This window comes from Maribacter aquimarinus, assembly GCF_047345505.1.
Lineage (GTDB): Bacteria > Bacteroidota > Bacteroidia > Flavobacteriales > Flavobacteriaceae > Maribacter.
This window is the reverse complement of the sequence record NZ_JBLFEO010000004.1, coordinates 95,840-107,951: the sequence shown is the minus strand read 5'-3', so window position 1 is coordinate 107,951 and position 12,112 is coordinate 95,840. Positions and strand designations below refer to the sequence as shown.

Genomic DNA, 12,112 nt, shown 5'->3' with positions numbered 1-12,112 from the left:
ATAAGGATGTGCCAAAGCGAATGCACCATGGCCTTTGCCACAACGGCAGCCGGCCCAGCCCAACCTGGGCATTGGATGCAGAAAGGCCCGGAAGCGTGCGCGTCCGGGCCATGTTCAATGCTTGGTGCAACCTTCTGCAAAAAGGTTCTTGGGACTATTCCACCGTTACGGATTTGGCCAAGTTCCTGGGCTGGTCCACGTTACAGTTGCGCATCACGGCAATGTGGTAGGACAACAGTTGCAACGGAATGGTGGTGAGCAATGGCGTAAAGCTCTCAAAGGTCTCGGGCACCTCAATGACGTGGTCCGCCAATTCCCGTACCTGTTCATCCCCTTCCGTGACAATGGCAATGATCTTGCCCTTTCTGGACTTGATCTCCTGGATGTTGCTCACCACTTTTTCGTAGTGGCCCTTTTTGGTGGCAATGACAAACACGGGCATTTGCTCATCGATCAGGGCAATGGGGCCGTGCTTCATCTCCGCCGCCGGGTAGCCTTCGGCATGGATATAACTTATTTCCTTCAATTTCAATGCGCCCTCCAGGGCAACGGGAAAATTGTAGCCCCTGCCCAAGTAGAGACAGTTGGGCGAATCTTTGTACACATCTGAAATGATCTCGATCAGGGGGTTGCTCTCCAGGGCCTTTTCCACCTTGCTGGGAATGGTCTCCAACTCGGTAAGGTACTCGTGGAACCTGGACTGAGAGAACGCCCCCTTTTCCTTGGCCAATTTCAAGGCCATAAGGGTAAGCACGGTGATCTGGGTGGTAAAGGCCTTGGTGGAGGCCACACCGATCTCGGGACCGGCATGGGTATAGGCACCGGCATGGCTCTCGCGCGCTATGGAGGAGCCCACCACGTTGCAGACCCCAAAGACAAACGCGCCCTTTTCCTTGGCCAGTTTAATGGCGGCCAAGGTGTCTGCGGTTTCACCGGACTGCGAAATGGCAATCATCACATCTTTATCCGTAATGACGGGGTTTCTGTATCTAAACTCCGATGCATACTCCACCTCCACGGGAATGCGTGCCAGGTCCTCAAAGATGTACTCGGCCACCAAACCGGCATGCCAAGAAGTGCCACAGGCCACAATGATGATCCTGTTGGCGTTGATGAACTTTTCCAGATTTTGGTCAATCCCCGCCATACGGATCAAGCCTTGGTCTGCCAACAGCCGACCGCGATAGGTGTCCTGGATGGCCCGTGGCTGCTCGTAGATCTCCTTGAGCATGAAGTGCTCGTAGCCGCCCTTCTCAATTTCTTCCAAATTCATCTGCAGTTCCAAAATGCGGGGATAGGCCACCGCATCATCCTTTATCTTTCTGAGCTTGATCTCCTTGCCCAGGCGCACTATGGCCATTTCCTCATCCTCCAGATAAACGGCATTATTGGTAAACTCTATGAAGGGAGACGCATCCGAGGCTATGAAGAACTCGTTATCGCCAATGCCAATGGCCAAGGGACTGCCCAGTTTGGCCACCACGATCTCGTCTGGTTTTTTAATGTCGAACACCGCAATGGCATAGGCGCCCACCACTTGGTTCAGGGCGATCTGTACGGCTTTGCCCAGTTTTACCCCTTCTGTTTTTTTAACTTCCTCAATAAGGTTCACCAGCACCTCGGTGTCCGTATCGGAATGGAACACATAGCCCCTGGTGCCCAATTCTTGCTTAATGGCCTCGTAGTTCTCTATGATGCCGTTATGGATGATCACCAACTCTCCAGAGTTGGAATAGTGGGGGTGGGAGTTTACATCGTTGGGCTCCCCGTGGGTGGCCCAGCGGGTGTGGCCAATGCCCAAATGGCCGGCCTGGGAAATTTTGGCACTCTTTTTCTTAAGGTCCTCCACCTTGCCCTTGGTCTTGGCCATATTGATCTGGGTACCGTCATAAAGGGCAATGCCAGCACTGTCGTAGCCCCTGTACTCCAGTCGTTGAAGCCCCTTGATGATCACGGGAAAGGCTTCCCGGTGGCCAATGTATCCTACTATTCCACACATATCTTTATTGTTTGGTGATGATTGTTACTTGTTTGCTTGATTGTTTGATGCCGCAAAAATAAGGTGCTCCTGGGTTGTGCCCACCATTATTTAGATGTAAAACGTCTAAATTCTTTAAAGTGGTATGCCAAGGCGCCCATTTTTATCTTAATCCGTTCATAATCAAAGAGGGGGAGCGCACCAGACGTGCTGTATGGGTTGATGTGCCGTGGGGGCAGGGCCCATTGATCGGCCCCAAAGCCCTTCATTGGCCCCAAAGCTGGCTGTCAATGTTCGGTTTAGCGAAATTGCACGCTTGTCTGCTGCGTTATTTCAGCTTTTTTTTGGCACTACTAATCTATTTCCGTGTAAAAAATTTCCAATTGCAGCCTCTTGTCATGATCCGGATCGGAAGGCGGTACATTGGGGCCAAAGAGCACCGTGCCCAATGGCGTATAGGTTGCGGAGACGGGCACATTGGCTTTTTCCTGGGCAAGAATGGCCTCGGCGGTGTTCAAGCCAGCCACATCGGCGAGCAAGGTAAGGCCAAGCACGGCATTGGAAGAATCCCGCACAATGATGTTGTTGATGTGGTCCGTGATGCGCACCGTATATTTTACCCCCCTGCCCGCTGTTTTTTCAATAATGCCGTCATAGCCCAAAAACGACCCAAAAAGTGCCGGTGCTTCGGTGTTGTTCTGTTCTTTGGACGGGTTAATGAGCGGGGCACCGGTATCGGCATTGTAAAGGTGGAGCCTTGGCGGTTCCACGGTCTGGCCATTAAGGGTGTTCTGGTCCACATAAAAGATCAGGTGGGCCTCGTTAACGATCCAATTGTTGTTCTTTATTTCGTTGATAAGGTCCTGCCCGCCGTCCACGGGCTCAAACAAATTGATCTTGGCCACGGTTCCGGCACCGCCCTTGAGGTAGATTCTGGAGGCGTTCTCACCGTTGTCCAGCGCATTGGCAATATCGGCTGGATAGGCCTGGTTGCCAAAGGTGTTCACGGCATTTCCGGTAACCGCCCTGGTCTGGGGGTTGCGCACCAAAAAGCGCAACTGGTAGTCTCGGGGGATCTCATCCACGGTGTCATCCGTCAAATCGTCCGCAGTGCCGTTGTTGTTGTACCTGTTGTAGGTGTAACTTACGGTGATGTTGGCCGCGTTAAGATCAAAGAGCATTAGAAAATCATTGCCGGACCCGGCATCAAGGGAGAGGTGCAGCCCACGCAAAAAGTTGTTGAAATTGGCCTGGCTCAACAGCTCCGAACTGCCTTCCTTGTCCAATAAGTTGTCTTGGAAGAACTCGGTGTCCAGGGGAATACGGATGCCGGGCGCCAGTTTTTGGAAGGATTGGGATTCATCCACATTCTGCGTGCTTTCATCATCTTCCTGGGGCAGCAGGATCTCCATATCACTGAAGGTATGGGGGCCATCGAACAGAACATCGGTGGTAAAAGCGGGCGAAAACTCCATGGAGGAATAAAAGGCCTGTGCCTCCTGGAAGTTGGCGCTCGGGTCAAAATCGCGCAAAAAGAACGTGGATCGCTCCACCTTTAGGTTAAAGGAGATTTCTTCCCCACTAAAATCCTCATAGACCCGGTTGTTGTAATAGACACTGTCCAGCTCCACCCGTTTGGCAAAGGTGTTGGGGAAAATGGGGGTGTCGTCCGTGTCATTGATGCCGTCTCCATTGGCATCCACGCTGTTGGCATCCAAGGGATCGGTATTTCCGGCCGTTTCGTTCCTGTTGGGCACCCCATCATTGTCACTGTCGTTCTCAGGGTCTTCCGGGGCATCGTCAAAAATATCGTCCACCCCATCCTGGTCGGTGTCCCTATTGCCCTCCTTGGTCAGGTAGGGTATGTACAGGAACACTTCGGTGACGGTTTCGTTCTCGTCTATGGTGGTGACCAGATCGTCCGCAACATTTTCATCTTCCCTTGCCTGGGACAACAGGCCAAAGGTGGGCCTGGGGCTGCCCAGGGTAAGCTGCGAGGTAACGAAGGCCTCCGTCTTTCCGTAAACGGGATCGTTAAAGGTGCCCAACTGGTACACCGGGAGTTTGTTGGTGCGCACGGCCTCCACGTTTTTATTGTAGGCAAACACATCAAAGACCTCCTTGCCCGTGACAAAGGGCTCTGAGCCCACAACGCTGCCACCAATGGTGCCCAGGTCCTCCTCACAGGAAGCCATTGGGGAAATCGCCAAAAACAGGGCCGCTGCCCGGGCCACGCCAGAGTTGAGATGAAGATTCATTCGGATTATTTTAAAACGTCCGTGTTATAAAAATTCGCATAGGCCTCCTCAAATTCCTGAATGGAGACATAGGGCAACACTGGTTTTTCTTGATTGGCAATATGGGAAGTAAGTGCTTCAGGTATCTCTTCCGAAGCTAAAATAATGGCATCTGAATGATCTATGGCCACCTTTAACAAATTATTGTAAGTGGGATCGCCCAGCTCCGCGATCTCGGATTCGGGAATGCCGTCAAAAGTGATTCTTTTGAGCATGTCCTTGTCCAGGGAGCCTTCAAAGGGCTTCCCGTAAACGGACAGTACCAGTTTGCTATCTGCAAAAAGGGGCTCGTCCGAATAATATTTTTTTAGGTACAGGGGAAGCAGGCTGGCCATCCAGCCGTGCACGTGTATAATGTCCGGTGACCAGTTCAGTTTTTTCACCGTCTCCATGACCCCCTTGGCAAAAAAAATGGCCCGTTGGTCATTGTCAGGGAAGAGCTTGCCTTCCTTGTCCGCAAAGGTGGCCTTGCGCTTAAAGTACTCGTCATTGTCTATAAAGTACACCTGGATGCGCTCCCTTGGTATGGAGGCCACTTTGATGATCAAGGGCATGTCCATGTCATCAATGACCAGGTTCATCCCGCTCAGGCGTATGACCTCGTGCAATTGGTGCCTACGTTCATTGATGTTGCCGTAGCGTGGCATAAAGATCCTGATCTGCCCTCCGTTGCTGTTTACCATCCTGGGAGTCTCATAAGACATTAGGGAGACCTCGTTCTCGGGTAGGTAAGGCACTAATTCTGAAGATACGAACAATATCTTTTTACCATTCATAAAGGGCTGATTTTTGTTTTTTGCTTGAACGTAGGCGCAAAATTACAAAAAATAAAGAGATTAGCGCTAATTATAGTAAGTTTGCCGGCTAATGCCAACACCGGATGCAGCGGGTACAAACCAAACGGGAACTTCAGAAAACACTGGTAAAACTTCGTGCCCAGGGGAGCCTTGGACTGGTGCCCACGATGGGGGCACTGCACAAGGGACACGCCTCGCTCATTGAGCGCTCGGCACGGGAGAACGCCCATACGGTGGTGAGCATTTTTGTGAACCCCACCCAGTTTAACAACCAGGCCGACCTACAGCACTACCCCCGCACCGCGGAGGCGGATCTTGACCTCATAAGGGCCATTGCCCCAAATGCCCTTGTTTTTTCACCTTCTGTGGCAGAAATGTACACCCAGGACCCCAGCCCCAAGACCTATGATTTCCACGGCCTGGACAAAGTGATGGAAGGCGCCTTCCGGGACGACCATTTCAATGGGGTGGGCACCGTGGTGGAAATGCTCTTGCGGCTAGTGGCCCCGCAAAAGGCCTATTTTGGGGAGAAAGACTTTCAACAATTGCGCATCGTACAAAAACTCACAAAGACCCTGAACCTCCCCGTGGACATTGTGGGCTGCCCCATTGTCAGGGAGGCCAATGGCTTGGCCATGAGCTCCAGAAACGAAAGATTGAGCCCGGAGGCACGGCAACGGGCGGGGATCATTCACCAAACCTTGACCACTGCCAAGGAAAAATTTGGCACGGAAAGTGTTCTAGAGGTAAAGGAATGGGCCAAGGGGGTGTTTGATGCGCTCCCACGGTTTACCCTGGAATATCTGGAAATTGCCGATGTGGACACCTTGACGCCAGCAAACAAAAAACAAAAGGGTACCGCCTACAGGGCCTTTATGGCCGTTTACCTGGAAGATGTAAGGCTCATTGACAATATGGCCATGAATTAACTAATTTTGCCGCATGCAGATCGAAGTCGTAAAATCCAAGATACACCGGGTAAAAGTGACCGGTGCCGACCTGAACTATATTGGCAGTATTACCATTGACGAGGATTTGATGGATGCCGCCAACATCATAAAGGGCGAAAAAGTGCAGATCGTGAACAACAACAACGGGGAACGCCTGGAAACCTACGCCATCCCGGGACCCCGGGGCAGTGGGGAAATTACCTTGAACGGCGCCGCGGCCCGTAAAGTGGCCGTGGGAGATGTTCTGATCCTGATCACCTACGCCAGAATGGACCTGGAGGCCGCCAAGTCCTTTAACCCCTGGTTGATCTTCCCCAACGAAGCCAACAATTTACTTCAATAACCCAAAACCCCGGGCGGCATGGAGCATGCAACCCAGAACCATTGTGACGCCCGCCCTGAAAAAAACCCTTAAAACCGTGGTTCCGATCTTGATCGGGGTCTTCTTGGTGGTCTATTGGTACCAAAGCACGGCACCGGAAGACCGGGAACAGATCGTGTACCATATAAAACAGGCCGATCCTTTGTGGGTTACCCTCTCCTTGGTATTGGGCCTTCTGGGCCACATTTCCCGGGCCGTTCGATGGAGCTACCTCTTGGAACCCTTGGGCCACAGGCCCAAATTAACAAACAATGTGCTCCTCATCTTCATGGCTTACCTGGCCAACCTGGGCGTGCCCAGAACGGGCGAAATTTTGAGGGCCACCGCCCTGACCACCTATGAGGGCGTTCCCTTTGAAAAAGGTTTTGGCACCATTGTCACCGAAAGGGTCATTGACGTGCTCATGCTGTTGCTCATCATTGTCATCACGCTTTTTTTGCAGACCGAGGTCATCATAGCCCTACTGCAAGAAAAGGGATGGGACATGAACGGCATTTTTGTGCTGCTGGGATCGGGCATGGCCGCGCTCTTGATTTTTGTGCTGCTCATTAAAAAATCGGCACATCCGGTGGCCCTCAAAATAAAATCTTTTGTGAACGGGCTGCTGGACGGGGTGTTCAGCATCTTTAAAATGAAACGAAAATGGTCCTTTGTCTTCCATACCCTGTTCATCTGGGCCTGTTACATTGGCATGCTCTGGGTCATTAAATACACCGTTCCCGAGACCGTTCCCTTGGACTTGGGCCAACTGATGGTGGCCTTTGTGGCGGGCGCCTTTGCCATGGCCACCACCAATGGCGGCATAGGCGTGTACCCCATTGTGGTGAGCGGCGCACTGGGCATCTATGGGATCAGCGCGGTCTCTGGAGATGCCTTTGGCTGGATCATGTGGATCGCCCAAACGGCCATGGTTGTGGTGTTTGGCGCAATATCTTTTCTGCTATTGCCGTTATTGAACCGAACAAAATAGCGGGCAACCGCCATTACCATTTAATTTATGAAGCGTTTAGCCCTATCTATCTTTTTGCTCGTGGTCTCCTTTTCCCAGGCCCAAGTGACACAGGAAATCTTTGAATCCTTTAAACTGCAGGAGCGCAGGGATGTCCATTATTACTTTCCCCCCCAAATGGATGCCGATAAACGCTATCCGCTCATTGTGGTGCTGGATGCCGATTACCTGTTTGATCAAACAGTGGCCATCTCCAAGTTTTACAGTCGGTTTCACGGCATGCCGGAAAGCATTGTGGTGGGCGTTTCCCAAAGCAAGGACGACATTAGGTTGGAAGACTGTGCCTTTGACCCGGAGAGTGGCCTGCCCAGCGAAAAGGGCAGCAAGTTCTTTGAGTTTCTGGGGATGGAAATGATCCCGTACCTGGACCTGAACTACAGCACCGCCCCCTTTAAAATGATCGTTGGGTATGACATAACGGCCAATTTTATGAACTATTGGCTGTTTAAGGACCGTTCCCTTTTTAACGCCTACGTGGCCATTTCGCCCAGCTTGGCCCCCGAAATGGAGAACCGCGTGCCCACCAGGCTACAGGCATTTGACAAACAAATCTTTTACCACCTCATTGTTGAGGCGGACAAGAACAAGGACAGGGCGGCCATCTTGGCCTTGAACGACAACTTGAAGCAAGTGGAAAAGGAAACCCTGCACTATGCTTTTACCGAATATGGGGGAGCAGATGACATATCCATTGCCACCTACGGTCTTGGAAAGGCGTTCGACAATATTTTTGGCATGTTCAAACCCATCAGTCCGGAGGAATACAAGACCCAGATATTGACCTCGGAAGAACCTGTTTTTGACTATCTGGAGAACAAGTACAAGGGCATAGAGGAACTCTTCGGATTCAGCAAACCAGTGGCCCTGAACGACATTATGGCCATCTATGCCGCTTCCCTGAAAAAGGAGGATTTTGAGTCTTTGAAACCCCTGAGCGATGTTTGTAAAGCGGAATATCCCGAAACCATGCTGGGCTTTTATTTTGAGGCCGAATACTACGAGCAGATGGGAGAACCCAAAAAAGCGCTGAAAACCTTTGAGAAGGCCTTTTTGATGGAGGAAATAGACTTCCTTACCAAGGATATGGCATTGGAAAAGATGGATGCCATCAAGGCCGATTTTGGTTTTTAAGACCGTTATGGCCACCTAAACGATCATGGTGCAAGGCCCCCTTGTAGGCTTGTCCTGACCATATGGGTTTGCCGGGCCAAGCGCGCCCCCTGAAATGGAGCCCTGCCCAAGGGGCAGCCATGTCTTGCCGCACAAGAATGGCTTAACCAACTTCTTCATACCTTTACCACTGTTCAAAACAGTAGGTATGGCCAAGACCAAAACAGCTTTTTTCTGCCAGAACTGCGGCACCCAGTATGCAAAATGGGTGGGCCAGTGTTCGGCTTGCAAGGAATGGAACACCTTGGTGGAAGAGGTGCTCCAAAAAGAGGAAAAACCAGTTTGGAAGGCACCCTCCAATACGGCCAAGCGCGCAGCCAAGCCCTTGTTGGTCAATGAGATCAGCACGGAGCAAGAACCCCGCCTTAACACCCATGACCAAGAGTTCAACCGTGTTCTGGGCGGTGGCCTGGTACCCGGCGCCCTGGTGCTGTTGGGCGGGGAACCCGGCGTGGGCAAGAGCACCCTCTTGTTGCAAATTGCCCTTAAACTGCCCTATAAGACCCTCTATGTCTCCGGGGAAGAGTCCCAAAAACAGATCAAGATGCGGGCCGATCGCATTGCCCCCGACAGCAGCACCTGTTTTGTGCTCACCGAGACCAAGACCCAAAACATCTTTAAACAGGTGGCCGCCATTGTCCCGGACATCTTGGTGATCGACTCCATCCAGACCCTGCACACGGATTATATTGAATCTGCCGCGGGCAGCATCTCCCAGGTAAGGGAGTGCACGGCAGAACTGATCAAATTTGCCAAGGAGACCGGCACCCCGGTGATCCTCATAGGGCACATTACCAAAGACGGCTCCATTGCGGGACCCAAGATATTGGAACACATGGTGGATACCGTGTTGCAATTTGAGGGCGACCGGAATTATGTGTACCGCATTCTGCGATCTCTAAAAAACCGATTTGGCTCCACGGCAGAACTGGGCATTTACGAGATGCACGGCAGCGGCCTTAGGGAGGTGAACAATCCCTCGGAAATATTGGTTTCCGGCAACAAGGACGGACTCAGCGGCACGGCCGTGGCGGCCACGATCGAGGGCATGCGCCCCCTGTTGGTGGAAATACAGGCCTTGGTGAGCACGGCGGTCTATGGCACGCCCCAACGCTCTGCCACGGGCTACAATGCCAAAAGACTGAACATGTTGTTGGCCGTACTGGAAAAAAGGGCGGGTTTTAAACTGGGGGCCAAAGATGTCTTCCTGAACATTACCGGGGGCATCTCCGTGGACGATCCCGCCATAGACCTGGCCGTGATCGCGGCCATCCTCTCCAGCAACGAGGACATTGCCCTGGAGCAAGGCATCTGCTTTGCGGCAGAGGTAGGCCTAGCAGGCGAGATCAGGCCCGTACAGCGGGTAGATCAGCGTATCTTGGAAGCGGAAAAACTGGGTTATGGGGAAATCATCGTTTCAAAAAACAACAAGATAGGGCTAAAGGATAGCGGTATCCGCATTGTCCGCATTGCCAAGATAGAGGACCTTGTCTCCCACTTGTTTGGTTAAACGGACAGCGCTACTTTTTGCTCCTGATCACGCGGGCCACAAAGAGGATAATGAGAATCACGGCAGCGATCAAGAGAATCTGGCCAAGACCAACTCTTAGGGAGAACAGTGCAATCATTTAAGGTGCGGGATTGGGAATATCATTGTGAATATGCTCTATTTCGTTCAATACTGCTTGGGACAGCTGCACATCAATGCTCCCAATATTTTCCTTGAGCTGCCGCATGCTGGTGGCCCCGATGATATTACTGGTAACAAAGGGTCTGGAGTTTACAAAGGCCAATGCCATCTGGGGCAGGGAAAGATCGTGCGCACGGGCCAGCTCATAATAGCGCTGGCAGGCCTCCATGGCCCTCTTGCCACTGTACCGCGCATACTGCGGAAAAAGGGCCAAACGGGAACCCTCTGGCATCCTTCCGCCCAAATACTTGCCGCTGAGCACCCCAAAGGCCAAAGGGGAATAGGCCAAGAGCCCCACTTGTTCCCGCATGGAGATCTCGCTCATGCCCACCTCAAAAAGCCTGTTGAGCAGGTTATAGGAATTCTGTACCGTTAACATCCTGGGCAGTGAAGCGTGCACCTTGCTTTCTTCCAAAAACCGCATGGTGCCCCAGGGGTTCTCGTTGCTGAGCCCCACATGGCGTATTTTTCCCTGTCTCACCAGGTCGCGCAAGGTCTCCAGGACCTGGTGTATGTTGTCTTCCCAATGATCGGTAACGGAGGCATCATAGCCCCGTTGCCCAAAGTAATTGGTGTTCCGTTCCGGCCAGTGCAACTGGTAAAGATCTATGTAATCTGTTTGCAGTCTTTGCAAGCTGCCCTCCACGGCACTGACAATGGATTCCCGCGAAAATCCCGTGGTGCGGATGAACTTGGTGAATGGGGCCTTGCCCACTATTTTACTGGCCAGTACCACCTTGTCCCGGTTCCGGTTTTTTTTGAACCAATTGCCCATGATGCTTTCCGTGACCGCGTGCAGGTCCGGATGTGCGGGAATGGGGTAGAGTTCGGCCGTGTCAAAAAAATTGATGCCCTGTTCCAGGGCATGATCCATTTGTTCATGACCTTCCGCTTCGGTGTTCTGTTTGCCCCAGGTCATGGTGCCCAAACAAATTTTGCTCACTTCAATATCCGTGTGCGGGAGTTTTTCGTAAACCATATTATAACTCAATAATGAGGCAAAATTACGAAAAGCACTGCGGCTTCAGCCATCAATCTCCAGCAAAATGGGACAGTGATCGCTGTGCTTGGCCTCGGACAAAATAACGGATCGCACAATTCTGTCCCTCAGGGTCTCGTTCACCATCCCGTAGTCCAGGCGCCACCCTTTGTTGTTGTTGCGGGCGTTGGCCCGGTAGCTCCACCAGGTGTAATGGTCCGGGTCTTGGTTAAATTCCCGAAAACTGTCCACAAAACCACTGCCCAAAAAGCGGTCCATCCATTGGCGCTCTACCGGCAAAAACCCCGAAACGTTCTTGTTGCGCACCGGGTCGTGGATGTCCCTGGCCTGGTGGCAAATGTTGTAATCGCCCAAAACAATTAGGTTGGGATGGGTCTTACGAAGTTCATCGGCGTATTTCTGGAAATCGGCCATATACTGCAGTTTCAGGTCCAGCCGGGCCAAATTGGTTCCGGAAGGCAAGTACATGCTCATTACCGAAACATCTCCAAAATCTGCCCTGATGTTCCTCCCCTCGGCATCCATATAGTCCATTCCCGTGCCGTACACCACGGTATCTGGCTTTTTCTTGCAAAGGAGGGCCACTCCACTGTATCCCTTTTTCTGGGCACTGTACCAATAATTGTGCCCATACCCGGCCTCTTGGAAAAGGGAAAGGTCCAACTGCCCCTCCATGGCCTTTATTTCCTGCAGGCAGACCACATCCGGGCCCACCGCCCGCAGCCAGCTTAAAAAGCCTTTTTTTATGGCGGCACGGATGCCGTTCACATTATAGGACACTATCTTCATTCCATTGTTTTAGGGCCTAAATATAGGTATTTTTGCACCCTAAAAAAGCC

Annotated in this window: 10 protein-coding genes; 5 read left to right on the top strand and 5 right to left on the bottom strand. The window is 51.9% G+C overall.

The annotated features are described in order from the left end of the window. Positions 1–154: 154 nt before the first annotated feature. The 3 genes from glmS to ACKWCC_RS04245 all read right to left on the bottom strand — a co-directional run bounded on the left by glmS (position 155) and on the right by ACKWCC_RS04245 (position 5,051). Positions 155–1,999 (bottom strand): glutamine--fructose-6-phosphate transaminase (isomerizing), encoded by a 1,845-nt coding sequence (gene glmS / locus ACKWCC_RS04255; protein WP_413994665.1) that lies wholly within the window; start codon positions 1,997–1,999, stop codon positions 155–157. 332 nt (positions 2,000–2,331) lie between these two features. Next, positions 2,332–4,236: a DUF4270 domain-containing protein gene (locus tag ACKWCC_RS04250; protein ID WP_413994664.1), complete on the bottom strand. Its 1,905-nt coding sequence runs from the start codon at positions 4,234–4,236 to the stop codon at positions 2,332–2,334. A gap of 5 nt (positions 4,237–4,241) precedes the next feature. Continuing rightward, positions 4,242–5,051: a glycogen/starch synthase gene (locus ACKWCC_RS04245; RefSeq protein ID WP_413994663.1), complete on the bottom strand. Its 810-nt coding sequence runs from the start codon at positions 5,049–5,051 to the stop codon at positions 4,242–4,244. A gap of 104 nt (positions 5,052–5,155) precedes the next feature. On the opposite strand from ACKWCC_RS04245, the gene panC reads away from it, so the two are divergent. The 5 genes from panC (at position 5,156) to radA (ending at position 10,093) form a co-directional block, all read left to right on the top strand. Then, positions 5,156–6,001: a pantoate--beta-alanine ligase gene (panC, locus tag ACKWCC_RS04240; RefSeq protein ID WP_413994662.1), complete on the top strand. Its 846-nt coding sequence runs from the start codon at positions 5,156–5,158 to the stop codon at positions 5,999–6,001. 13 nt (positions 6,002–6,014) lie between these two features. Continuing rightward, the gene (gene panD / locus ACKWCC_RS04235; protein ID WP_413994661.1) at positions 6,015–6,365 is read left to right on the top strand and encodes an aspartate 1-decarboxylase; all 351 of its coding nucleotides are present in this window, start codon (positions 6,015–6,017) and stop codon (positions 6,363–6,365) included. A gap of 43 nt (positions 6,366–6,408) precedes the next feature. Beyond that, positions 6,409–7,374, top strand: coding sequence for a lysylphosphatidylglycerol synthase transmembrane domain-containing protein (locus ACKWCC_RS04230; protein WP_413994782.1), 966 nt, complete (start codon positions 6,409–6,411; stop codon positions 7,372–7,374). Positions 7,375–7,401: 27 nt separating this feature from the next. Continuing rightward, entirely contained in the window at positions 7,402–8,544 is a 1,143-nt protein-coding gene (locus ACKWCC_RS04225; protein ID WP_413994660.1) for an alpha/beta hydrolase, read from the top strand. Between the two features lie 187 nt (positions 8,545–8,731). After that, complete coding sequence (gene radA / locus ACKWCC_RS04220; protein WP_413994659.1) at positions 8,732–10,093, top strand: DNA repair protein RadA; 1,362 nt, start codon at positions 8,732–8,734, stop codon at positions 10,091–10,093. A gap of 118 nt (positions 10,094–10,211) precedes the next feature. Here the strand turns inward: radA and ACKWCC_RS04215 are convergent, their stop codons facing one another. Together ACKWCC_RS04215 and ACKWCC_RS04210 are read right to left on the bottom strand one after the other, a co-directional pair. Beyond that, on the bottom strand, positions 10,212–11,252 hold the full coding sequence (locus ACKWCC_RS04215) for an aldo/keto reductase (RefSeq protein ID WP_413994658.1): 1,041 nt from the start codon (positions 11,250–11,252) through the stop codon (positions 10,212–10,214). 45 nt (positions 11,253–11,297) lie between these two features. Then, positions 11,298–12,062 (bottom strand): exodeoxyribonuclease III, encoded by a 765-nt coding sequence (locus ACKWCC_RS04210; protein WP_413994657.1) that lies wholly within the window; start codon positions 12,060–12,062, stop codon positions 11,298–11,300. Positions 12,063–12,112 lie beyond the last annotated feature (50 nt).

Coding starts and splice junctions, on each gene's coding strand:
- glmS (WP_413994665.1), bottom strand. CDS start 1,999: ATGTGTGGAATAGTAGGATACATTGGCCACCGGGAAGCCTTTCCCGTG.
- ACKWCC_RS04250 (WP_413994664.1), bottom strand. CDS start 4,236: ATGAATCTTCATCTCAACTCTGGCGTGGCCCGGGCAGCGGCCCTGTTT.
- ACKWCC_RS04245 (WP_413994663.1), bottom strand. CDS start 5,051: ATGAATGGTAAAAAGATATTGTTCGTATCTTCAGAATTAGTGCCTTAC.
- panC (WP_413994662.1), top strand. CDS start 5,156: ATGCAGCGGGTACAAACCAAACGGGAACTTCAGAAAACACTGGTAAAA.
- panD (WP_413994661.1), top strand. CDS start 6,015: ATGCAGATCGAAGTCGTAAAATCCAAGATACACCGGGTAAAAGTGACC.
- ACKWCC_RS04225 (WP_413994660.1), top strand. CDS start 7,402: ATGAAGCGTTTAGCCCTATCTATCTTTTTGCTCGTGGTCTCCTTTTCC.
- radA (WP_413994659.1), top strand. CDS start 8,732: ATGGCCAAGACCAAAACAGCTTTTTTCTGCCAGAACTGCGGCACCCAG.
- ACKWCC_RS04215 (WP_413994658.1), bottom strand. CDS start 11,252: ATGGTTTACGAAAAACTCCCGCACACGGATATTGAAGTGAGCAAAATT.
- ACKWCC_RS04210 (WP_413994657.1), bottom strand. CDS start 12,062: ATGAAGATAGTGTCCTATAATGTGAACGGCATCCGTGCCGCCATAAAA.